This window comes from Curtobacterium sp. Arg-1 (assembly GCF_025643395.1).
Lineage (GTDB): Bacteria > Actinomycetota > Actinomycetes > Actinomycetales > Microbacteriaceae > Curtobacterium > Curtobacterium poinsettiae.
In genome coordinates this window covers 899,461-921,871 of record NZ_CP095731.1, presented here as the reverse complement: position 1 = coordinate 921,871, position 22,411 = coordinate 899,461, and the positions used below count along the sequence as shown (strand labels likewise).

Genomic DNA, 22,411 nt, shown 5'->3' with positions numbered 1-22,411 from the left:
CGGCCGTCCGGCCGGACGGGATCCCCGCCGCCCCGGCAGTCCGGCCGGACGGTGCCCTCCGACGGCCGCTCGGTACCCTGGAGCCGTGACCGACACGACTGCCTCCGACCGCCCGACCCACGCCTGGGGCCACGGCCTCGCGACGATCGCCGCCGACGGCACGACGCTCGACACCTGGTACCCGGAGACCCACCTCGGCGCCCTGCCCGCCGACGCCGTGTTCCCCGCCGAGCTGCAGGCGCACGTCGGGGACGACCCCCGCCGCGAGGTCCGGATCGAGGCCGTCACCACCGAGATCACGATCGACGCGAGCCCGACGAGCACCCCGGACGCGTACCTCCGCCTGCACCTGCTGAGCCACCTGCACGTCCGCCCGAACGAGGTCTCCCTGGACGGCGTCTTCGGCCACCTGCCGATCGTCGCGTGGACGAACGCCGGCCCCGTGCACCCCGAGTCGCTGACGCGCCTGCGCCCCGCGCTGCAGCGCGCCGGCATCGCCGTGCACGGCATCGACAAGTTCCCGCGCCTGCTCGACTACGTCGTGCCGGACCGCGTCCGGATCGCCGACGCGAGCCGCGTCCGCCTCGGCGCACACCTGGCACCAGGTACGACGGTCATGCACGAGGGTTTCGTCAACTTCAACGCCGGCACCCTCGGTGACGCCATGATCGAGGGCCGCGTCTCGCAGGGCGTCGTCGTCGGGCACGGCACCGACGTCGGCGGTGGCTCCTCGATCATGGGCACCCTGTCCGGCGGCGGCACGCACCGTGTCTCCCTCGGCGAACGTGCGCTCCTCGGCGCGAACGCGGGCCTCGGCATCTCGCTCGGTGACGACTCCGTCGTCGAGGCCGGCCTCTACGTGACGGCCGGCACGAAGGTGGTCCTCGTCGGTGCGGCCCCGAACCCCGACGGCACCCCGAAGACCGTCAAGGCCGCCGAGCTCTCCGGCACCCCGAACATCCTGTTCCGCCGCAACAGCGTCAGCGGCGCCGTCGAAGCCCTGCAGCGCAAGGGCGAGGGCATCCAGCTGAACACCGCGCTGCACGCGTAGCGCTCCGCCCGGCGAGCGGTCACGACACGTCGCCGGCGGGTGCCGAGGGCGCACGAACCGTCGCTCCGGCACCCGCCGGACGACCGTTCGCGACCACCCGGCGAACGTGAGCGGCGCGTCCCACGATCGCGCACCCACCGACGCACGCACAGGAGGCCCGGAGCCGGCCCACGAGACCGGCACCGGGCCTCCAGGTCGTCGCCTCCAGTGCCCCGCGAGTGGTCACGACACGCCGTCCGCGTGCGCCGAGGGCGCACGAACCGTCGTTTCGACGCCCGCCGGACGACCGTTCGCGACCACCCGGCGCAGGTGAGCGGCGCGTCCCACGGTCGCCCACCCACCGACGCACGCACAGGAGGCCCGGAGCCGGTCCACGAGACCGGCACCGGGCCTCCATGCCCTCCCGTCCAGCGCTCCCCCGCCCCGCCCCGCGAGCGGGCGAAATGCCGCGGTGCGCGGTCGGCCCCACCGTGGCATTCCGCCCGTTCGATCAGCAGCAGCGCACCCCGCCGACCCTCCGGCCCCTCCCCCGGCTCGACACGACACGACGCGACGCGACGAGCGGGCGGAATGCCGGCGTGCGCCCGCCGCGCGACCCGGGTGTTCCGCCCGCTCGATGTGACGGCGGGCGCAGACACACGAACGCCCCGCGCCACGGAACCGTGGGGCGGGGCGTTCGGAGTCGGTCAGCGCTCGGGGACGTCGCGCTCGGGCGCACCCACGTAGAGCTGCTGCGGGCGACCGATCTTGTTGAGCGGGTCGTTGTTCAGCTCGCGCCACTGGGCGATCCAGCCCGGCAGACGACCGATCGCGAACAGGACGGTGAACATCCGCGGTGGGAAGCCCATCGCCTTGTAGATGATGCCGGTGTAGAAGTCGACGTTCGGGTAGAGCTTGCGGCTGACGAAGTACTCGTCCTCGAGTGCGATCTGCTCGAGCTCCATCGCGATGTCGAGCAGGTCGTCCTGCACGCCGAGGGACTCGAGGACCTCGTGCGCGGACTCCTTGACGAGCTTGGCGCGCGGGTCGTAGTTCTTGTAGACGCGGTGCCCGAAGCCCATGAGCTTGACACCCTGCTCCTTGTTCTTCACCCGCTCGACGAACCGCGTGACGGGCTCGCCCGAGTCCTTGATCTGCTGGAGCATCTCGAGCACGGCTTCGTTCGCGCCGCCGTGCAGCGGGCCGTACAGGGCGTTGATGCCGGCCGAGATCGAGGCGAACATGTTCGCCTTCGTCGAGCCGACCATGCGCACCGTCGAGGTCGAGGCGTTCTGCTCGTGGTCCTCGTGCAGGATGAGGAGCCGCTCGAGCGCCTTGGAGAGCACCGGGTTCGGCTTGTAGGTCTCGGCCATGGTGCCGAAGTTCAGCCGCAGGAAGTTGTCGACGAACGACAGCGAGTTGTCCGGGTACAGGAACGCCTGCCCGATGGCCTTCTTGTGGGCGTAGGCCGCGATGACCGGGAGCTTGGCGAGGAGCCGGACGGTCTGCAGCTCGACCTTCTCGGGGTCGTCGACGTCCATGTCGTCCTCGTAGTACGTGGACAGGGCGCTCACGGCGCTCGACAGCACCGACATCGGGTGCGCCGAGTGCGGCAGGGCGTCGAACAGGCGACGGAGGTCCTCGTGCAGCAGGGTGTGCCGACGGATGCGGGCGTCGAACTGCTCGAGCTCGGTGGGGGTCGGCAGCTCGCCGTAGATCAGGAGCCACGCGACCTCGAGGAAGGTGCAGTTCGCGGCGATCTGGTCGATCGGGTACCCGCGGTAGCGCAGGATCCCCTGGTCGCCGTCGATGTAGGTGATCGCGCTCTTCGTCGCACCGGTGTTCACGAACCCGTAGTCGAGCGTGTTCATCCCGGTCTGCTTCTTGAAGGTCGAGATGTCGATCGCGGACGCGCCGTCGACGCTCTGCAGGATCGGGAACTCCGCCGTGCCACCCGGGAACGTCAGCGTCGCGGTCGCGCCCTGCTGTTCGGCGGCGGGACTCACGGGGACGGGCGTGGTGGGCGGTGTGGCCGTCTTCTGAGCGTCATTGGCAGTGTCAGTCACGAGGACAGCCTAATCGCGGCACCTGTCGGTCGTGCACACATCCCAGGTGACGATTTGGTGGTTCCCAGGGATTGCGGGCGCCGGCGGGAGTGCTCGTGTCCGTGCTACGCGGTGCCGAGGCGCCGGCTGCTCGCCAGTCGCTGGGAGGCTGCGGCGATCCGTTCGTCGGTCGACGTCAGGGCCACGCGGACGTGTTCGCCCCCGGCTGCACCGTAGAACGTGCCCGGTGCGACGAGGATCCCGCGGTCGGCGAGCCAGGCGACGGTGTCGAGCGCCGGCTCGCCGCGGGTCGCCCAGAGGTAGAGCCCGGCTTCGCTGTGGTCGATGCGGAAGCCCGCGCCCTCGAGTGCCTGCCGGAGCATGTTCCGACGGGCACGGTAGCGGGCCTTCTGCTGCTGCACGTGGGTCTCGTCCTGCAGCGCGACGACCATCGCCTGCTGCACGGGCAGCGGTGGCATCAGCCCGGCGTGCTTGCGGACGGCCAGCACGTCGGCCAAGACCGCGGCGTCACCGGCGACGAAGGCCGCACGGTAGCCGGCGAGGTTCGACTGCTTCGACAGCGAGTACACGCTGAGCACGCCGTCGAGCGAGTCGCCGACGACCCGGGGGTCGAGGATCGTGGGGGTCGGGGTGGTGGCGTACTCCGGGTCCCAGCCGAGCTCGGCGTAGCACTCGTCGCCGACGATGACGGCCCCGAGCTCGCGGGCGCGCACCACGGCGGCACGGAGCTCGCCGATGGTGAGCACGCGGCCGTCCGGGTTGCCCGGGGAGTTCAGCCAGACGAGCTTCGTGGTGGACGGCCACTCGGCCGGGTCGTCCGAGGCGAGGGCGTCGGCCCGGACCAGCGCGGCACCGAGCTCGTACGTCGGGTACGCCGCTGCCGGGAACACCACGGTGTCGCCGGGGCCGATGCCGAGCCAGAGCGCCAGGCCCGCGATGAACTCCTTGGAGCCGATCGTCGGCAGCGCGTTTGCCTCGGTCAGGGCGACACCGTGCCGGCGGCCGTACCAGTCGGCGATGGCCTGCCGGAGCGCCGGGGTGCCGGCGACCTGCGGGTAGGCGTGCGCGTCGGTTGCAGTGGCCAGGGCGGTGCGGACGACCTCGGGCGTGGGGTCGACGGGCGAGCCGACGCTGAGGTCGACGATCCCGCCCTCGTACGCCGCGGCGCGCTGCTTGAACGGGACGAGCTGGTCCCAGGGGAAGTCGGGGAGGTCGAGCGCCACGAGGGGTCCGGTCAGCCGCGGACGGGCTCGGCAGCGACGACGGGGTGGTCCTTGTGGATCACGCCGACCTTCGCGGCGCCACCGGGCGACCCGACCTCGTCGAAGAACTCGACGTTGGCCTTGTAGTAGTCGGCCCACTGGTCGGGCAGGTCGTCCTCGTAGTAGATGGCCTCGACGGGGCAGACCGGCTCACACGCACCGCAGTCGACGCACTCGTCGGGGTGGATGTACAGCGAGCGGTCACCCTCGTAGATGCAGTCGACCGGGCATTCGTCGATGCAGGCGCGGTCCTTGACGTCGACACACGGCTGGGCGATCACGTAGGTCACGGTTCGGGTGCTCCCTTCGACGAGCGGGTTCGAGTCTACTCGTGGCCCGGGGCCGTCCGGGACCGCAGCCCCGACAGGTCCGGCCACGCGAGGACGAGGGCGGTGATGGCCGCGGGGGCGAAGGTCCACACGTACCCGGCCGCGTTGGCGAGGACGAGCGGCGAGCTCTCGCCACCGACCGACACGAGCACCTGCGTCGCGACGAGGATGCCGATGCCGATCGCGGCGACCATCGTCCGCGAGCGGTAGACGAGCCGCACGCCCACGGTCAGGCCGAGCACGATGAGGGTGGTGACGACGAGTCCGACCGGGAACGCGCCGAGCGTCTGCTGGTGCGTCACCGTGCCGAGGCCGCCGGCGAGCAGCCCGAGCAGCAGCGACACCACGACCGCCGCGGCCTTGCCCTGACCGGACATCTCGCCGTAGGTCTGCGGCGCCGCCGGCTGCGGGGCCGCGTCGTGCCGGAACGCCTCCACCGCAGGGGCGTGCTGTCGGACGCCGTGCGGCATCACCCACGACAGCGCGGCCGGGTCGGCGGGATCGACGGGGTCGACGGCGACCTGGGAGCGGTACTGCTCGACGGCCGCCCGCACCTTGGCCCGGACCGGCAGGACGTCGACGGTGACGTCGGCCTGCCCGCTGTCGGGGTCGACGATCATCGAGAACGGGACCTCTTCGGCACGGGCCGCGTACTGCGCCGCGTGGTGCATCCGCACGTGGTCGGGGTGTCCGTAGCCGCCGTCGTCGGCGTAGCTGATCACCGCGTCGGCTCCGGTGGAACGGATGGCGGCGCGCACGTCGTCGACCACCTCGCCCAGGTCGGCCGCGGTCAGCGAGTCGGCCGGGGCGTCGGCCGCAGCGGTGGCCCGGCCGTCCGGGCCCCACTGCATGCCGGAGTCGACGTACCGACGCTCGGGCAGGTCGGTCGGCCGCGCGCCGCGCCCACCGAGCCACAGGTGCTGCGGCCCGCCGAGGGCGGCGAGGGCCGCGGCGATCTCGGTCTCCCGGTGCCGTGCCACCCGCGCGGGGTCGCCCGCGAGCGGAGCCAGCTGCTCCGTGAGCATCTCGCCGCGCTCGCCCCGGGTCGCGGTGAGCACGGTCACCTCGGCACCGCGCTCGAGCAGGGTGGCGATGGTCCCACCCGACGAGAGCGTCTCGTCGTCGGGGTGGGCGTGCACGATCAGGACGCGCTCCGGGCGCGTGGTGGGGGCCTTGGACATCGTCCCCAAGGGTACGGGACTAGCGGGGCGTGACGATGTAGGTCGCCGTGACGCCACCGCTGTCCTTGCTGTCCGAGAACGTCAGCACGACGCGGTAGCCGTCGCTCCGGAACATGCCGAACGCGCTGGACGAGTCCGCGCGCTTCGCCGACTCGGTGTACCCGGCATCCGTGAGCTGCTGCGCGGCCGTCCGGAAGTCGTCGACGGAGGCCGCCCGGACCTGGGCGACCCACCCGGAGCCGTTCGGTCCGGCTCCCCCGCCCAGCACCGTGCCGTCGACGAGCGGGACTTCTGCCGACGGGAACCCGTCCGGCACCTTGCCGTCGGAGGTCACGTCGGCGCCCTTGAGCGCCGTGTCGAGCGCGCCGTCGATGCCACCGGCGACCGAGGACATGCCGTCCTGGATCGCCTTGCCGTCGATGCCGGCGACCCCGTCGGCCACGTTCGACGCGACGGAGGAGCCGAGGTCGGTGGCCTGCTGCACGGCCTCGGTCGAGCAGCCGGTGAGTCCGGCCAGGGCGATGCCGGCAGCGACGGCGGCGATCAGCGGGGTACGGAGGGAACGCATGGCGTGACCGTAACGGACGAGCCGGGAGGCGCGGCGCGAGTTGGCTGTGAACGTGCCGTCCCCGGGGCGGTCACCTGCGCGGCGGGGCCGCCCCGGGCCTCCGTGCCGACGGACGGTTCAGGCGACGTAGGCGCGCGTCGCAGCCACCAGGGCGTCGACGCCCACCGGGATCGCCGTCTCGGCCTGCGGCGCGTAGAACGGCGAGTGGTTGCTCGGGATCTCCTCGCCACGGCGGAAGCGCTCCGGGTCGGTGATGCCCGTGAACCAGTACACGAGCGGCGCGCCGGCGGCGGTGGCCAGCTGTCCGACGTCCTCCGACGCCATGGCGAGCCCGATCTCCAGGTCGCGAGCACCCGGCACCTCGGCACGGATGGCGTCGAGCACGGTGGCGGCGGCCTCGGCGTCGTTCACGGTGACCTCGGCGCCCGGAGCACGGACGATCGTCGGCTCGGACAGCCCACCGGCCGCGCTCTCGGCACGGACGATGCGTTCGATCGAGGCGATGATGCGCTGGCGGGTCTCCTCGTTGCGGGCACGGGTCGAGATCTCGATCACGGCCTCGTCGGGGATGATGTTCGCCCGTGTGCCGGCGTGGAAGCTGCCGACGGTGACGACACCCGCGTCGCTCGGCGAGACCTCGCGCGCGACGACGGTCTGCAGCCGCACGACGGCCGACGCCGCGGTGACGACCGGGTCGAGCGAGGCCTGCGGCGCCGAGCCGTGCGCCCCGCGGCCGTTGAACGTCACCGTCAGCCGGTCGCTCGACGCCATCACCGGGCCGGTGCCGACGGCGACGATGCCGACCGGTGCGGGCGCGGAGTGCTGCCCGAGCACGACGTCCGGCTTCGGGAACCGCTCGACCAGGCCGTCCTCGACCATCGCGCGTGCGCCGGAGATGACCTCTTCAGCAGGCTGGAAGACGGCGACGACCGTGCCGCGCCAGTCCCCCGTGGTCGCGACGAGGCGCTCGAGGGTGCCGAGCAGCCACGTGACGTGGATGTCGTGGCCGCAGGCGTGCATGGTCGGGACGTCCCGGCCCTCGTCGTCGGTGCCGACGTGCTCGCTGGCGTACGACAGGCCGGTGCGCTCCTGCACCGGCAGGCCGTCCATGTCGGCGCGGAGCCACACCACGGGGCCCTCGCCGTTCGCGACGACACCGACGACGCCGGTGCCGCCGACGCCCGTCGTCACGTCGATCCCCCCGATCTCGGCGAGCTTCGCGGCGATGACACCGGCGGTGCGGTGCTCCTGGAAGCCGAGCTCCGGGTGGGCGTGCAGGTCCTGGTAGATCGAGAGCAGGTCGAGAGTCACGCTGACCACGGTACAACCGCGAACGGCCCGACCACCTGTTGCAGGTGACCGGGCCGTCGGACGGAGGACGGGCCTCCGGGGGTGTTGCTCGTGCTGGTGCTTACGCGTCCTGGCGCTTCAGGCGGGCGTACGAGCGCTGGCGGGCCTGCGCGTCGAGCTCCACCTTGCGGATGCGGACGACGGCCGGGGTGACCTCGACGCACTCGTCCTCGCGCGCGAACTCCAGGCACTCCTCGAGCGAGAGCTGGCGCGACGGCGTCATCGACTCGAAGGAGTCGGCGTTCGCCGAACGCATGTTCGTGAGCTTCTTCTCCTTCGTGATGTTGACGTCCATGTCGTCGGCGCGCGAGTTCTCGCCGATGACCATGCCCTCGTAGACCTCTTCGGTCGGGTTGACGAAGAACGTCATCCGCTCCTGGAGGTTCGTGATGGCGAACGGCGTGACGACACCCGAGCGGTCGGAGACGATCGAGCCGTTGATGCGGGTCTGGATCGGGCCGGCCCACTCGTCGTAGCCGTGCGAGATCGCGTTGGCGATGCCGGTGCCGCGGGTCTCGGTCAGGAACGACGTGCGGAAGCCGATCAGACCACGCGACGGGACGATGAACTCCATGCGCACCCAGCCGGTGCCGTGGTTCGTCATGTTCTCCATGCGGCCCTTGCGAGCGGCCATGAGCTGCGTGATCGCGCCGAGGTACTCCTCCGGCGTGTCGATCGTCATGTGCTCGTACGGCTCCTGCAGCTTGCCGTTCTCGTCACGCTTGGTGACGACCTGCGGCTTGCCGACGGTGAGCTCGAAGCCCTCACGACGCATCTGCTCGACGAGGATGGCCAGTGCGAGCTCGCCGCGACCCTGGACCTCCCACGCGTCCGGACGACCGATGTCGAGGACCTTGAGCGAGACGTTGCCGATGAGCTCGCGGTCGAGGCGCTCCTTGACCATGCGGGCGGTCAGCTTGTGGCCCTTGACCTTGCCGACGAGCGGGCTGGTGTTCGTGCCGATCGTCATCGAGATCGCCGGGTCGTCGACCGTGATGGTCGGCAGCGGGCGGACGTCCTCGGGGTCGGACAGGGTCTCACCGATGGTGATCGTGTCGAACCCGGCGACGGCGACGATGTCACCGGGGCCGGCCGACTCGGCCGGGTAGCGCTCGAGCGCCTTGGTGATGAGGAGCTCGGTGATGCGGGCGTTGACGACGGTGCCGTCGTGCTTGACCCACGCGACCGTCTGGCCCTTCTTCATCGTGCCGTGGAAGATGCGCAGCAGCGCGAGACGACCGAGGAACGGCGACGCGTCGAGGTTGGTGACGTGGGCCTGCAGCGGGTGCTGGTCGTCGTACTTCGGCGCCGGGACGTGCTGCAGGATGGCCTCGAACAGGGGCTCGAGGTCGTCGTTGTCGGGCAGCTCGCCGTCGTTCGGCTTGTTGCGCGACGCGGCACCGTTGCGGCCCGAGGCGTAGACCACCGGGACGTCGAGGATCGCGTCGAGGTCGAGGTCGTCGACCTCGTCCGACAGGTCGGAGGCCAGGCCGAGCAGCAGGTCCTGCGACTCGGAGACGACCTCGTCGATGCGGGAGTCGGGGCGGTCCGTCTTGTTGACGAGCAGGATCACCGGGAGCTTCGCGGCGAGCGCCTTGCGGAGCACGAAGCGGGTCTGGGGCAGCGGGCCCTCGGACGCGTCGACCAGCAGGACGACACCGTCGACCATGGACAGACCGCGCTCGACCTCGCCGCCGAAGTCGGCGTGACCCGGGGTGTCGATCACGTTGATGGTGATGGGGCCGTCCGAGCCGAACTCGGTCGCGTGCTTGCCGTTGTAGAGCACCGACGTGTTCTTCGCGAGGATCGTGATGCCCTTCTCGCGCTCGAGGTCGTTCGAGTCCATCATGCGGTCTTCGCCCTCGAAGTGGGCGTCGAACGAGTTGGTCTGCGTGAGCATCGCGTCGACGAGGGTGGTCTTGCCGTGGTCGACGTGTGCCACGATGGCGACGTTGCGCAGGTCGGACCGAGTGGCGAGCGCCATACAGGACATCCTTCAATTTCTGGGAGAGTGTCGGGCCAGTGTCTTCACAGCACCGCACCCGCGGGCAGAACGCCCGACACGCCAGTCTACCGGTAGTTCGCAACAGACAGGAGTACTGACGATGAGCCGTCGGCGAACGTGGGTCGAGATCACCATCGTCCTGCTGCTCTCGCTCGGCGCCAGCGCCCTGTACTCGATCCTGCAGATCATCGACGACCTGTCGCAGACGACGCCGCTCGGCGAGCAGTCGACGGCCCTGAACACCTCGTCGACGACGGTGCAGTACGTCGACCTCGCCCGGCAGCTCCTGGGCATCGCGGTGGACCTGGCCCCCGTGGCACTCGTCTGCTACCTGCTGTGGAGCACCTCGCGACCGCACCTCGGCCGGCTCGGCATCGACCGGTTCCGGGCGAAGCCGGACCTGGGCGGCCCGGCCCTGATCGCGCTCTGCATCGGGATCCCGGGGCTCGCGCTGTACTTCGCCGGACGTGCGCTCGGCATCACGGTCGCCGTCGACCCCGCCGCACTGAACTCGTACTGGTGGACGATCCCGGTCCTGCTGCTGTCCGCGATCCGCTCGGGGCTGCAGGAGGAGGTGATCGTTATCGGGTACCTCTACGCCCGGCTCGGGGACCTCGGGTGGGGCCGCTGGCAGATGATCCTGTCGACCGCACTGCTGCGTGGCAGCTACCACCTGTACCAGGGCTTCGGGGCGTTCATCGGCAACGCGGTGATGGGCGTCGTGTTCGGCTGGATCTACACGAAGTGGGGTCGGCTGCTGCCGCTCGTGATCACGCACGCCCTGCTCGACGCGGTGGTCTTCGTCGGGTACCCCTGGGTGGCGCACGCGTTCCCGCAGTTGTTCGCGTAGGCCGCGGGGCCGCTGGCGGAACGCCGCGTCGCGGGGCCGCCGGCTCGCTGTCCCGTCGGCCGTTCAGCGCGCCACCGGGCGCATCCACAACCCCAGCACAGCGCGCCGAGGTCCGAGGGCCGAACCGCAGCCCTACGGTGAGCGCATGAGCATCCCCGCGATCGGCGAGTCCGCACCGTCGTTCACCCTGCCGGGGATGGTCGTGCGCCGTGGCGTCCGCTCCGACGACGAGTACGACCTGTCCGCCGAGATCGGCCGCACGGTCGTGCTGGCCTTCTACCCGGGCGACGCGACGGCGGTCTGCACGGCCCAGCTCTGCAGCTACCAGGCCGAACTCGACGAGTTCACCGACCTCGGTGCCACGGTGTGGGGCATCAGCCCGCAGGCACTCGACTCGCACGAGGAGTTCGCCCGCGGCTCCTCGCTCGCGTTCCCCCTGCTCAGCGACACCGCGGGCTCGGTCATCCGCGCCTACGGCGTCCAGGCACCGGGGATCGGCCTGCGACGATCCGTGTTCGTGATCGGCCCCGACGGCGTGCTCCGATGGCGCCACATCGGCCTGGTCGGCCTGCGGTTCCCGAAGGCCGAGACGATCCGCGAACAGATCGAACTGCTCGTTTCGTAGCCCCGGCGTGGGAGTCCGCTGAACTCGTCGAAACGGGGTGTTGACACCCCAACCGGGGGCGACGACCATGGACGGCACGAGGGTCCGTCAAGGATCTGCCTCCCCGGGGAATCGGGTCGTCCGGAGATACGCGCCGGTGTGTCACACCCGCTCCCCGGGCGTCTCCGGGGAGGCATCTCGTACCCTCGTCCGGTGCACACCACCATCGTCGCCCCAGGCCTGCGCGCCCTCGCCCTCGTCCTCTGGGTCGTGGCCGTCGTGCTCGTCCCGCTGGCCCTGATCGGCGGCGGAACCCCGTGGCTCGTGCCGATCCCGAGCATCGCCGTCGCCTTCGTCGCGTGGGCGGTGCTGTGGCGGCCGCGGTTCGAGCTGACGCCCGAGCACCTGCGCATCGTCGACGTCCGGCGCACCAGCACCTACACCTGGTCGCGCGTCAGCGAGGTGCGCACGAAGTACGGCATCGAGGTGGTCACCAGCGAGGGCGTTCGCCGCGTCTGGATCGCGACCCGCCCGACGGCGCGTCTCGCCGCGCACACCGGTGACCGGCCAGGAGGCCCGGATCGCCTGGACGTCGACGCTGCGGCCGCGCTGATGCTGACCCACGTGCCCGCTCCGGTGACGCAGGACGGCCCGCCCCCGTCGTCCGTGACGGCTGCGCCGATCACGCACCGCACCCACGGCTGGACGATCCTGGCGCTCGTGGTCCTCGGGTTCGCCGCGTCGCTCGCGGCGGCACAGTTCTGACTCGCCCCGACGCAGAACGACACCCCCGACGTCGTGCGACGTCGGGGGTGTCGTTCGTGTGCGGTGTCGTTCTCGTGCGGTGTGGCTACTTCTTGTAGCCGACGTCCTGCCACTTGACCGACGACTGCTGGAACTGCGCAGGACCGTAGTTCACCAGGTCCTTGCGAACGCCCCAGGCGTACGGCTCGGCGAACAGCGGGATGGTGCCGGCGACCGCGACGATCTTCTTGCCGATGGCCTGCGCGTCCTTGATGCGGGCATCCGCGTCGAGTTCGCCGTTCGCCTTGTCCCAGGCGGCGCCGAGCGAGTCGTCCGTCACGCCGCTGTAGTTCTGGCCGGCGTCGGCGGGGTAGTAGATCGACTTCAGCGACGAGATCGGGAACGGGGTGCCCTGCCACGCGAAGTACGTGGCGTCGAAGTCACGCGTCGACGTGGTGACGTACTTCGTGAAGAAGTCGTCGGTCGGGACGGTGTCGATGGTGACCTTGAAGCCGGCGAGCTTCGTCTGCTGCTGCACGAGCTGCGCGACGTTCGCCGAGTTCGGGTTGTCCGAGGGGATCACGAAGCGGACGTCGAGTTCCTTGCCGCCCTTGGTCGCGTAGCCGTCCGAACCGATCTTCCAGCCGGCGTCCTCGAGCTTCGACTTCGCCTTGTCGGTGCTGTAGCCGTAGACGCTCGACGCGTCGTCCTCGTAGCCCTGCTGACCGGGCAGGTAGACGAGGTTGTTGAGCACGTCGCCCGGGCTCTTCACCGGCGACAGGATCGCCTGGGCCACGACCTTGCGGTTGATGGCCTGTGCGAACGCCTGGCGCACGTCCTGGTCCTTGAAGACGTCCGAGGTGCCGTTCAGCGTGATCTGACGCTGCGTGGTGCCGAGCGAGCGCTCGATCTTCGAGTCGGACCGCGAGTTCGCCGTCTTGAGGTTGTCGGCGCTGCCGTTCAGGTTGAACGCGTCGAGCTCCTTGTTGCCGTACGCCTGGGCGACGCCGTCACGCGAGACCGTCTTGAAGACGATCGTGTCGAGCTTGCCCGGGTCGCCCCACCACTTGGAGTTCTTCTCGAAGGTCACGACGCCACCGTTGGCGTCGAAGGACTTCAGGATGTAGGGACCACCGGAGACGTAGGTCTTGCCGTCGGCGGCGTACGGACCCTTGGCCCAGGCCTTGTTGAAGTGGTCCGGGGTGTCGACGGCCCAGTACGGGTAGATCGCGCCGAGGACGCTCGCCCAGTCGGCGTTGGTCTTCGAGAACGTCATGATGACGTCACGCTCGTCGGAGCCCTGCTTGACCGAGTCGACGTCCTCCCACACGTTGGTGGCGAGGGGCGCGAAGGCCTTGTTCGTGCCGTTCAGCGCCTTCCAGTTCGCGATGACGTCCTTCGCGCTGATCGGGGTGCCGTCCGACCAGACGGCCTTCGGGTTGATCTTGATCTCGACGGTCTGGGGCGAGTCCTTGGTCAGCTCGACGGAGGTCGCGTAGTCCTTGTTCGCCTCCCACTCGCCGTTCTCCTTGAACTGGATGAACCCCGGCAGGTAGGTCTGCGAGATCGTCGTGTCGTCGACCGTCCCCGAGTCAAGGTTGGCCAGCTGCCAGTTCGCCGGAGCTGTGTCGATCGGCAGGGTGATCGACCCGCCGTCCTTGACGTCGGCGCGGTCCGCGACGGTCCAGCCGGTCGACTTCAGTGACGACTCGGCGACCGCGGAGTTGTCGCCGCCCGCTTCTCCGCCGCCGGAGCAGCCCGCCAGCACGACGGCAGCTGCCGCAGCGGTGGCCAGGACCGCGATGCCCTTGATCCTCTTTCGCATGGCGAGGATTCCCTTTCGTTGTGGTTCGCGCAGTTCGCGCTGGACCGCGGCGGCCCCGCCGTCGCGTCTGTTGGTTGAGAACCCTAGCCACATCCGAAGGCTGCACAAGGGTCTCTGCGAGGAATCGAAACACGCTCGTAACGAATGTTGCATAACGTCACTTCCGTTGTCCCACCCCGCCGTCCGGACCGGCTAGCCTGTCGCCACCGACAACGCCGTCCGGACGGACGGCCGCACCCAGAGGTCACCAACCACATGCTCGCCTTCATCGCAAAGCGGATCGTCAACTACATCGTCCTGACGATCGTGGCGACCACGCTCGGGTACATCCTCGCCAGCACGACGCTCAACCCGGCCGCCCGGTTCCTCGGGCGCAACCCGGCCGTGCCGCAGGGCACCATCGACGCGTCGCTCCGCAAGCTCGGCGCCGATCCGAACACCCCCATCCTCGTCCGCACCTGGGACTGGTGGGTCGGCCTGGTCACGCACGGGTCGCTCGGCATGAGTTCGCGCGGCACCGAGGTGACGGCCGACATCATCGCCCGGTCCGGGACGAGCCTGCGGCTGCTCGTGATCGGCACCCTGCTCGGTGCGCTCTTCGGCGTGCTGCTCGGCGTCTGGAACGCAGTCCGGCAGTACAAGGTGTCCGACCAGGTCTCGACCTACGCGTCGTTCACGGTGCTCGCGACCCCGCCGTTCGTGATCGCGGTCGTGCTGATGATCCTGGCGACCTCCCTCAACCAGGGCGTCGGCGCACAGGTGATCAGCTTCACCGGTGAGTACACGCCGGGGGTGAGCGGGTTCTTCCCGGTGCTCGGCGACCGACTCGTGCACCTGTTGTTACCCACGATCTCGCTGACGGTCGGCGCCGTCGCGTCGTACTCGCGCTACCAGCGCTCCGCGATGCTCGACGTGCTGTCGAACGACTTCATCCGGACCGCCCGGTCGAAGGGCCGCACGCGCGGATCGGCGATCATGCGCCACGGCGTGCGGGTCGCCCTCATCCCGATGTCGACCTTCTTCGCCTACTCGTTCGGGTTGATCCTGACGGGTGCGAGCATCACCGAGCTGGTCTTCAGCTGGCACGGCATGGGTGAGTACTTCATCCAGAGCATCACGAACAACGACATCAACGCGGCAGCGGGCACGATCCTCTTCACGGCGATCCTCGTGCTCATCGCAGGGACCCTCGCGGACCTGCTGTACGCCGCGCTCGACCCGCGAGTGAGGGTGTGACCCGTGTCTGTTCTCGACCCCACGACCACGACCACCGCCGGTGACCCCGGTGACGGCAACGCCGGGACGCCGGCGCACGTCATCGAGGTGAAGGGCGGCCGCACCCCGCTCTGGCGCAAGGTGTTCGGCACCTGGCGCGCGCGCATCGGCGGCGGTGCGCTGCTGCTCATCATCCTCTGGGCGTTCGTCGGCCCGCACCTGTACCACTGGAACGCCTCCGACTCCGACGGGCTGGCCTTCGGCATGCCGCCGAGCGCCGCGCACTGGTTCGGCACGAACGACATCGGCCAGGACATCTACGCGCAGACTCTGGTCGGCCTACAGAAGTCGCTGCTCATCGGACTCATCGCCGGACCGGCCGCGACCCTCATCGCCGGCATCGTCGGCGCCGTCGCCGGGTACTTCGGTGGGTTCGTCGACCGGGCGCTCGTCTGGGGCATCGACCTGCTCCTGGTGATCCCGTCGTTCTACGCGCTCGTGCTCCTCAGCCCGCTGTTCAAGAACCTCAGCTGGCTCGCACTCATCGTGGGGCTGGCGATCTTCGGCTGGATGATCATGGCCCGGGTGATCCGGGGGCAGACGATGTCCCTGCGCGAGCGCGACTACGTCAAGGCCGCCCGGTTCATGGGTGTGCCCTCGTTCACCATCATCCGACGGCACATCCTGCCCAACGTGGCATCGCTGCTCATCATCGACGCGACGCTGGGTGTCGGGGCGATGATCCTCTCCGAGAGCGCCCTCAGCTACTTCGGCTTCGGCATCCAGATCCCCGACGTCTCGCTCGGCACCCTGCTCGCCGCCGGCAGCCAGTCGGCCGTCACCCGCCCGTGGCTCTTCGTCCTGCCCGCAGCGACCCTCGTCGCGACCGTGCTCTCGACCAGCCTGCTCGGCGACGCCCTGCGCGACGCCATCGACCCCACCTCCGGAGCCAACCGTGACTGAGCCGCTGCTCACCGTGTCCGACCTGTCGGTCACGTTCAACCCGAAGACCAAGCCCGTCTACGCGGTCCGGGGTGTCGACTACTCGGTGGCCCCCGGCGAGTTCCTCGGCATCGTCGGTGAATCGGGGTCCGGCAAGTCGGTGTCCTCGATGGCCGTGATGGGCCTGCTGCCGTCGTCCGCCCAGGTGCAGGGCAGCATCCGCTTCGACGGGCAGGAGCTCGTCGGCAAGAACGACCGTGAGATGTCGGCGCTGCGCGGTCGTGACATCGCGATGGTGTTCCAGGACCCGCTGTCCGCCCTGACGCCGGTGTACACGATCGGGCAGCAGATCGTCGAGGGCCTGCGCCTGCACGACCGGTCGCTGACCGCGCACGCCGCGCGCACCCGCGCCGAGGAACTGCTGCGCATCGTCGGCATCCCGAACCCGGCGCGACGGCTCGACGCGTTCCCGCACGAGTTCTCCGGCGGCATGCGGCAGCGCGCGATGATCGCGATCGCCATCGCGAACGACCCGAAGCTGATCATCGCCGACGAGCCGACCACCGCCCTCGACGTGACGATCCAGGCGCAGATCCTCGACGTGCTGCAGACCGCGAAGGACATGACCGGTGCGGCCGTCGTGCTCATCACGCACGACCTGGGCGTCGTCGCCGGCAACGCCGACCGCGTCGCCGTGATGTACGCCGGCCGGATCGTCGAGACGGCACCGGTCCTGCCGCTGTTCCGCGAGCCGGTGATGCCGTACACGATCGGGCTGCTCCGCTCGATGCCGAACATGACCTCCGCCCGCACCGAGCGGCTCGTCCCGCTCGACGGCCGCCCGCCCCTGCTGACGCAGAAGCCGACGGGCTGCCCGTTCGCCGACCGCTGCCCCGCCGTCCTCGACGCCTGCCGCGACGGCGAACCCGCCCTCGTCGCGACGACGGTGCCGCAGAGCGCCGACAACCCGGTCATGACCGGCGCCGTGCAGACGATCGGCAACGGCACCCTGCTCGACGAGCACACCGCCGCGTGCATCCGCCGCGACGAGATCGCCGCGGGCACCCTCGAGCGCTCGGAGATCTTCCCCCGCCCCGAGGACGTCCCCGAGGCCAGCGTCGACCACGGCGACGACGTCGTGCTCGAACTGGACGACGTGGTCAAGACGTTCCCGCTCACCAAGGGCGCACTGTTCCGCCGGCAGATCGGCGAGGTGCACGCGGTGGACGGCATCTCCCTGACGCTCAAGCGCGGGCAGGTGCTCGGCCTGGTCGGCGAGTCCGGCTGCGGCAAGACGACGACGATCATGGAGATCCTCGAACTCGCCGGCGCCCAGCACGGCACCATCCGGGTGAACGGCGTCGACACCGCCTCGCTCTCCAAGAAGGACCGTCTGGCCCTGCGCCGCGACATCCAGGTGGTCTTCCAGGACCCGATGGCGTCGATCGACCCGCGCCTCGACATCGGTTCGGTGATCGGCGAACCCCTCACGGTGCACGGCGTCGCGAAGGACGAGATCCGTCGGCGCGTGCGCGAGGTGCTCGAGCTGGTCGGCCTCGAGCCGACCTACATCGACCGGTACCCGCACGAGTTCTCGGGTGGCCAGCGGCAGCGCATCGGCATCGCCCGCGCGCTGATCGTGGAGCCGAAGATCCTGGTGCTCGACGAGCCGGTGTCCGCACTCGACGTCTCGGTGCAGGCAGGTGTGATCAACCTGCTCGAGGACCTCAAGCACCGTCTCGGCCTGTCCTACCTGTTCGTGGCGCACGACCTGTCCGTCGTCCGGCACATCGCCGACGACGTCGCCGTCATGTACCTCGGCCGCATCGTCGAGTACGGCGACGGGGACGCGGTCTTCTCGGACCCGCAGCACCCGTACACGCGGGCCCTGCTGTCGGCTGTCCCGGTGCCGGACCCGATGGCCGAGGCCGCCCGCGGGCGCATCCTGCTCGAGGGCGACCTGCCCTCCCCCACGGAGCGCATCGACGGCTGCCGGTTCCGCACGCGCTGCCCGCTCTACCAGCTCCTCGACGAGGGCCGGCAGGAGCAGTGCCGCACCATCGACCCGGGCCTCGAGCCCGTGCACGGCCGTGGCGTCGCCTGCATCCAGACCGACCAGGAGCACCTGCTCACCGAGCGGGTCGGCGCGGTCGTCTGACGACGCTGGTCACGTCGTGGACGTGACCAGCAGACGGACGGGAGGCCCGGTACCAGCTGGTACCGGGCCTCCCGTCCGTCGTGTGGTCGCGATCGCGAGCCGCGTCAGGCTCCCAGCCACAGGCTGAGCAGCGAGGCGGCGAGCAGCGTCAGCGCAGCAGCGCCGACCGCCAGTGCCGGCGCGTCCCAGCCGCGCACGGCATCACCGGTGCCGGTCGCCGCGCGGCGCTCAGACCATCGGTCGAGCAGGACCGTCATCTCGTCGGGCTGGCGCAGCACGGCACGCTCGCCGCGTCGGGCGGGTTTCGGCCGCGGCAGCGACGGGCCGCCCCAGCACTGGACCTTGCGTCCGGCGACCGTCTCGATCACGATCTGCCAGCGGAGCCGGACGTCGGCGACCGCGTGCCACGGCACCACGGTGCGGCGGAGCGGGTTGAGCACCGTGACCGCACGGTCGTCGATGACGATGCACGGGCGGAAGGTCAGGACCCAGAGCGCCCAGACGAGCACGGCGATCGGGCCGGCGGCGCGGAGCACGACGTCCCAGCTCCCCCGGAACGCGGCGTCGCCCAGCAGGAAGACGCCCAGGACGGCGACGAGGCCGGCCGCCACCGCGCCCCCGCGACCAGCGCGGAGGACGAGGGGGCGTCCGGCCTCGTTCGTGTCCAGGGGGATCAGCGTCCGAACTCGAACCCGGCGCCGGGGATGGCGGCCAGGAGGTCCTTCGTGTACTGCTCCTTCGGGGCGGCGAAGACCTCGTCGGTCGTCGCCTTCTCGACGATCTGCCCACGACGCATGACGCACACGTTGTCCGCGACGAGGCGGACGACCGCGAGGTCGTGCGTGATGAACAGGTACGTCAGGCCGAGCTCGGTCTGCAGCTCGGTGAGCAGGTCGAGGATCTGGCCCTGCACGAGCACGTCGAGCGCGGAGACGGCCTCGTCGAGGACGATGACCTCCGGCTTGAGCGCCAGCGCGCGAGCGACGGCGATGCGCTGTCGCTGACCACCGGACAGCTCGTTCGGGTAGCGGTTCACCATCGACTTCGGGAGCGCGACCTGGTCGAGGAGCTCGAGCACCCGGGCACGGCGCGAGGCCTTGTCGCCCACCTTGTGCGTGGCGAGCGGCTCGGCGATCGTGTTCCCGACGTTGTACATCGGGTCCAGGGAGCCGTACGGGTCCTGGAACACCGGCTGCACACGGCGGCGGAAGTCGAAGAGGTCCTTGCCCTTCAGCGCGCCGATGTCGATGCCGTTGAACTGCACGGTGCCGCTCGTGATGCTCTCGAGCTGCAGGACGAGCTTCGCGACGGTCGACTTGCCCGAACCGGACTCGCCGACGAGCGCCGTGGTGGTGCCCTTCTGGATCGAGAACGACACGTCGTCGACGGCCTTGAGCTCCCGCGTGGCGAGGCTCTTGCCGCGCAGCTTGTAGACCTTCTCGAGGTTCTTCACCACGATGAGGTCCTCGGCTGGACGGTGCTCGCGCTCCTGGGCGCGGGCGATGAGCTCGGCGTCGTCACTGCCGGTGTCGGCGATGTCGATCCGCTGGTGCTGCACCTTCGACTGGATGCGACGGCTGGCCAGCGAGGGGGCCGCCGCGACGAGGCGCTGCGTGTACGGGTGCTGCGGGTTGGCCAGGATCTCCTTGGAGGGGCCGGCCTCGACGACCTGTCCCTTGTACATCACGACGAGCTTCTCGGCCCGCTCGGCAGCGAGGCCGAGGTCGTGCGTGATGAACAGCACCGAGGTGCCGAAGTCGCGGGTCAGGGTCTCGAGGTGGTCGAGGATGACGCGCTGGACCGTGACGTCGAGCGCACTCGTCGGCTCGTCGGCGATGAGCAGCTGCGGGCGGCTCGACAGACCGATGCCGATGAGCACGCGCTGCCGCATCCCGCCGGAGAACTCGTGCGGGTACTGCTTCAGGCGGGTCGACGCGTCGCCGAGGCCGGCTTCCTGCAGGACCTCGACCGCGCGGGCGCGGACGGCGGCCTTGCCGGTCGCCATGCCGTTCGCACGGATGGCCTCTTCGACCTGGAAGCCGATCGACCACAGCGGGTTGAGGTTCGACATCGGATCCTGGGGGACGTAGCCGATCTCCTTCCCGCGGATCTCCGACATCTCCTTGTCGCTCAGCCCGACGAGCTCGCGCCCGTTGAACTTGATCGAGCCGCCGGTGACCTCACCGGTGCCAGCCAGCAGCTTGATGATCGCCTGGGCGCTGGTCGACTTGCCGGAACCGGACTCGCCGACGATGGCCAGACGCTCGCCCTGTTCGAGGGTGAGGCTCACGCCGCGGACGGCCTGCACGAGGCCGCTCTGGGTCTTGAAGCCGACCTGCAGGTCGGTGATCTCGAGCAGCGGGGCGCCGGAACCGCCGGTACGGCGGCTGTTCGGCTGGGTCAGTGTCTCGCTCATCGGCGGGCCCTCGCCTTCGGGTCGAGCGCATCGCGCACCACGTCGCCGAGGAGCAGGAACGCGAGCACGGTGATGGACAGGGCTGCCGACGGCCAGAAGATCGTCGACGGGTTCGTGCGGATCGACGTCTGCGCCGTCCCGATGTCGAGGCCCCAGCTGAGCGCCGAAGGCGGCAACCCGATACCGAGGAAGGACAGGGTCGCCTCCGCCACGATGAACGTGCCGAGCGACACGGTTGCGACGACGATGACCGGAGCCAGCGAGTTGGGGATGACGTGCCGGACCAACGTCTTGAAGCGGCTGACGCCGAGCGCGGCCGAGGCCATGACGTAGTCCGACTGCTTCGCGCTGAGCACAGCCCCGCGCATGATGCGAGCGATCTGTGGCCACGCGAACGCGGCGAGGACCAGGGACACCGTGACGGCGTTCCGAGCAGGGATCACCGACATGATCACGATCGCACCGAGCACGGTGGGGATCGAGAAGAAGATGTCGCCGATGCGGGACACGATCGTGTCGAGCCAGCCGCCGTAGAATCCGGCCAGCGACCCGATGACGATGCCGACGATCGAGACCAGGATCGTCGCGACGAGACCGACGATGAGCGAGTTCTGGGCGCCCCAGATCACGCGCGCGTAGACGTCGTAGCCCTGACGGTTGAACCCGAGGATGTGCCCGGCTCGGGGTCCTTCGTTGCTGTTGTTCAGGTTCGCCTTCGACGGGTCCACGTGGGCGAAGAGCCCCGGGAAGATCGCCACGACGATGATCAGCAGGATCAGGACCGAGGAGATCCAGAAGGTCGGACGCGTGCGCATGGAGTCCCACGCGTCGGTCCAGAGTGAACGGGTCTTCTCGTCCTCGTTGACCTGGTCGACCGCCTGGAGCGGGGTTTCCTCGATCGGGGCGACGTAGTGCGTCGCCGAACGGGGTGCGGCGTTACTTGGCATAGCGGATCCTCGGGTCCAGGACGGCGTAGAGCAGGTCGACCAGGAGGTTGGCGAGCATGAAGATGATGACCATCACGGCGACGAACGACACGACGGTCGGTCCTTCGCCGAGCTTGACGGCCTGGAAGACCGTGCCGCCCACACCGTGGATGTTGAAGATGCCCTCGGTGACGATGGCACCGACCATCAGGTTGCCGATGTCCACACCCAGGTAGGTCACCACGGGGATGAGCGAGTTGCGGAAGATGTGCACACCGATCACACGACGACGCGGGAGACCCTTGGCCGTCGCGGTGCGGACGAAGTCCGCGCTCATGTTCTCGGCGACGCTCGCGCGGGTCAGACGCACGATGTAGGCGAACGAGACGGTCGCGAGGACGATGGCCGGCAGGACCAGCTCGTCCCAGGGTGCGTCGCTCGACACCGTCACGCGGAACAGGCCGAGGTTGATGCCGAAGACGTACTGCAGCAGGAACCCGACGACGAAGGTCGGGACCGAGATGAGCAGCAGCGACACGACGAGCGCGGTGGCGTCGAACAGCTTGCCCTTGCGCAGGCCAGCGATGACACCGACGACGATGCCGGCGACCGACTCGAACAGCAGCGCCAGGATCGCCAGGCGAGCGGTGATCGGGAAGGCGGAGGCGAGCTGCTGACTGACTGGCAGCCCCGAGTACGTCAGGCCGAGGTCACCACGGAACACGCCGCCGATCCAGAGCAGGTACTGGACGATGAACGGCTTGTCGAGGTTGTACTGCTGCCGGAGCTGCTCGATCACCTGCGGCGACGGCTGCCGGTCGCCGAACAGCGCGGCGATCGGGTCACCGGGCAGCGAGAAGACCATGAAGTAGATGAGGAACGTGGCCCCGAAGAACACGGGGATGAGTTGCAGGAGGCGCTTGCCGAGGTACCAGAGCAT

General features: G+C 69.9%; 19 protein-coding genes. 7 read left to right on the top strand and 12 right to left on the bottom strand.

What is annotated here, in order from left to right; all coding sequences use genetic code 11:
* The first annotated feature begins 85 nt into the window (after window positions 1-85).
* On the top strand, window positions 86-1,051 hold the full coding sequence (gene dapD, locus MXD64_RS04480) for a 2,3,4,5-tetrahydropyridine-2,6-dicarboxylate N-succinyltransferase (protein WP_017887057.1): 966 nt from the start codon (window positions 86-88) through the stop codon (window positions 1,049-1,051).
* Between the two features lie 686 nt (window positions 1,052-1,737).
* On the opposite strand, the gene MXD64_RS04475 is transcribed toward dapD, so the two are convergent.
* From MXD64_RS04475 to typA, 7 genes are all read right to left on the bottom strand, one after another.
* Window positions 1,738-3,036, bottom strand: coding sequence for a citrate synthase (locus MXD64_RS04475; RefSeq protein WP_017887058.1), 1,299 nt, complete (start codon window positions 3,034-3,036; stop codon window positions 1,738-1,740).
* Between the two features lie 164 nt (window positions 3,037-3,200).
* Window positions 3,201-4,319 carry a succinyldiaminopimelate transaminase gene (gene dapC, locus MXD64_RS04470; protein ID WP_263137178.1) on the bottom strand — a complete coding sequence of 373 codons (1,119 nt, stop codon included), beginning with the start codon at window positions 4,317-4,319 and terminating at the stop codon, window positions 3,201-3,203.
* Between the two features lie 11 nt (window positions 4,320-4,330).
* Complete coding sequence (gene fdxA, locus MXD64_RS04465; RefSeq protein ID WP_017887060.1) at window positions 4,331-4,648, bottom strand: ferredoxin; 318 nt, start codon at window positions 4,646-4,648, stop codon at window positions 4,331-4,333.
* Window positions 4,649-4,683: 35 nt separating this feature from the next.
* A complete protein-coding gene (locus tag MXD64_RS04460) occupies window positions 4,684-5,868 on the bottom strand; it encodes a PIG-L family deacetylase (RefSeq protein ID WP_263137177.1) in 1,185 nt (394 codons plus the stop codon).
* A 19-nt stretch (window positions 5,869-5,887) separates the two neighbouring features.
* Window positions 5,888-6,436 carry a hypothetical protein gene (locus MXD64_RS04455; protein WP_263137176.1) on the bottom strand — a complete coding sequence of 183 codons (549 nt, stop codon included), beginning with the start codon at window positions 6,434-6,436 and terminating at the stop codon, window positions 5,888-5,890.
* A 117-nt stretch (window positions 6,437-6,553) separates the two neighbouring features.
* Window positions 6,554-7,747 carry an amidohydrolase gene (locus MXD64_RS04450; RefSeq protein WP_031259685.1) on the bottom strand — a complete coding sequence of 398 codons (1,194 nt, stop codon included), beginning with the start codon at window positions 7,745-7,747 and terminating at the stop codon, window positions 6,554-6,556.
* Between the two features lie 100 nt (window positions 7,748-7,847).
* Window positions 7,848-9,770 carry a translational GTPase TypA gene (typA, locus tag MXD64_RS04445; protein ID WP_017887064.1) on the bottom strand — a complete coding sequence of 641 codons (1,923 nt, stop codon included), beginning with the start codon at window positions 9,768-9,770 and terminating at the stop codon, window positions 7,848-7,850.
* A gap of 121 nt (window positions 9,771-9,891) precedes the next feature.
* On the opposite strand from typA, the gene MXD64_RS04440 reads away from it, so the two are divergent.
* The 3 genes from MXD64_RS04440 to MXD64_RS04430 all read left to right on the top strand — a co-directional run bounded on the left by MXD64_RS04440 (window position 9,892) and on the right by MXD64_RS04430 (window position 12,010).
* Window positions 9,892-10,641: a CPBP family intramembrane glutamic endopeptidase gene (locus MXD64_RS04440; protein ID WP_017887065.1), complete on the top strand. Its 750-nt coding sequence runs from the start codon at window positions 9,892-9,894 to the stop codon at window positions 10,639-10,641.
* Between the two features lie 145 nt (window positions 10,642-10,786).
* On the top strand, window positions 10,787-11,266 hold the full coding sequence (locus MXD64_RS04435) for a peroxiredoxin (RefSeq protein ID WP_042539357.1): 480 nt from the start codon (window positions 10,787-10,789) through the stop codon (window positions 11,264-11,266).
* Between the two features lie 192 nt (window positions 11,267-11,458).
* Window positions 11,459-12,010: a PH domain-containing protein gene (locus MXD64_RS04430; protein WP_042539359.1), complete on the top strand. Its 552-nt coding sequence runs from the start codon at window positions 11,459-11,461 to the stop codon at window positions 12,008-12,010.
* Between the two features lie 85 nt (window positions 12,011-12,095).
* Here MXD64_RS04430 and MXD64_RS04425 read toward each other — a convergent pair whose 3' ends face one another.
* Window positions 12,096-13,814 carry an ABC transporter family substrate-binding protein gene (locus MXD64_RS04425; protein ID WP_017887069.1) on the bottom strand — a complete coding sequence of 573 codons (1,719 nt, stop codon included), beginning with the start codon at window positions 13,812-13,814 and terminating at the stop codon, window positions 12,096-12,098.
* Window positions 13,815-14,069: 255 nt separating this feature from the next.
* On the opposite strand from MXD64_RS04425, the gene MXD64_RS04420 reads away from it, so the two are divergent.
* The 3 genes from MXD64_RS04420 to MXD64_RS04410 are packed head-to-tail and all read left to right on the top strand — an operon-like array spanning window position 14,070 to window position 18,129.
* Window positions 14,070-15,050 carry an ABC transporter permease gene (locus tag MXD64_RS04420; RefSeq protein ID WP_017887070.1) on the top strand — a complete coding sequence of 327 codons (981 nt, stop codon included), beginning with the start codon at window positions 14,070-14,072 and terminating at the stop codon, window positions 15,048-15,050.
* A 3-nt stretch (window positions 15,051-15,053) separates the two neighbouring features.
* Window positions 15,054-15,992, top strand: a complete 939-nt coding sequence (locus MXD64_RS04415) for an ABC transporter permease (RefSeq protein WP_017887071.1) — start codon at window positions 15,054-15,056, stop codon at window positions 15,990-15,992.
* The gene (locus MXD64_RS04410) at window positions 15,985-18,129 is read left to right on the top strand and encodes an ABC transporter ATP-binding protein (RefSeq protein WP_017887072.1); all 2,145 of its coding nucleotides are present in this window, start codon (window positions 15,985-15,987) and stop codon (window positions 18,127-18,129) included. Before MXD64_RS04415 ends, MXD64_RS04410 begins: the two co-directional genes overlap by 8 nt.
* 104 nt (window positions 18,130-18,233) lie before the next feature.
* On the opposite strand, the gene MXD64_RS04405 is transcribed toward MXD64_RS04410, so the two are convergent.
* From MXD64_RS04405 to MXD64_RS04390, 4 genes are all read right to left on the bottom strand, one after another.
* Window positions 18,234-18,740: a PH domain-containing protein gene (locus MXD64_RS04405; RefSeq protein ID WP_262118459.1), complete on the bottom strand. Its 507-nt coding sequence runs from the start codon at window positions 18,738-18,740 to the stop codon at window positions 18,234-18,236.
* A gap of 62 nt (window positions 18,741-18,802) precedes the next feature.
* Window positions 18,803-20,545 (bottom strand): dipeptide ABC transporter ATP-binding protein, encoded by a 1,743-nt coding sequence (locus tag MXD64_RS04400; protein WP_263137175.1) that lies wholly within the window; start codon window positions 20,543-20,545, stop codon window positions 18,803-18,805.
* The gene (locus MXD64_RS04395; protein WP_140448437.1) at window positions 20,542-21,492 is read right to left on the bottom strand and encodes an ABC transporter permease; all 951 of its coding nucleotides are present in this window, start codon (window positions 21,490-21,492) and stop codon (window positions 20,542-20,544) included. Before MXD64_RS04395 ends, MXD64_RS04400 begins: the two co-directional genes overlap by 4 nt.
* Entirely contained in the window at window positions 21,482-22,411 is a 930-nt protein-coding gene (locus tag MXD64_RS04390) for an ABC transporter permease (RefSeq protein WP_140448436.1), read from the bottom strand. Before MXD64_RS04390 ends, MXD64_RS04395 begins: the two co-directional genes overlap by 11 nt.

Coding starts and splice junctions, on each gene's coding strand:
- MXD64_RS04460 (WP_263137177.1), bottom strand. CDS start 5,868: ATGTCCAAGGCCCCCACCACGCGCCCGGAGCGCGTCCTGATCGTGCAC.
- MXD64_RS04425 (WP_017887069.1), bottom strand. CDS start 13,814: ATGCGAAAGAGGATCAAGGGCATCGCGGTCCTGGCCACCGCTGCGGCA.
- MXD64_RS04390 (WP_140448436.1), bottom strand. CDS start 22,411: ATGCTCTGGTACCTCGGCAAGCGCCTCCTGCAACTCATCCCCGTGTTC.
- MXD64_RS04435 (WP_042539357.1), top strand. CDS start 10,787: ATGAGCATCCCCGCGATCGGCGAGTCCGCACCGTCGTTCACCCTGCCG.
- MXD64_RS04420 (WP_017887070.1), top strand. CDS start 14,070: ATGCTCGCCTTCATCGCAAAGCGGATCGTCAACTACATCGTCCTGACG.
- MXD64_RS04440 (WP_017887065.1), top strand. CDS start 9,892: ATGAGCCGTCGGCGAACGTGGGTCGAGATCACCATCGTCCTGCTGCTC.
- MXD64_RS04395 (WP_140448437.1), bottom strand. CDS start 21,492: ATGCCAAGTAACGCCGCACCCCGTTCGGCGACGCACTACGTCGCCCCG.
- MXD64_RS04455 (WP_263137176.1), bottom strand. CDS start 6,436: ATGCGTTCCCTCCGTACCCCGCTGATCGCCGCCGTCGCTGCCGGCATC.
- typA (WP_017887064.1), bottom strand. CDS start 9,770: ATGGCGCTCGCCACTCGGTCCGACCTGCGCAACGTCGCCATCGTGGCA.
- MXD64_RS04400 (WP_263137175.1), bottom strand. CDS start 20,545: ATGAGCGAGACACTGACCCAGCCGAACAGCCGCCGTACCGGCGGTTCC.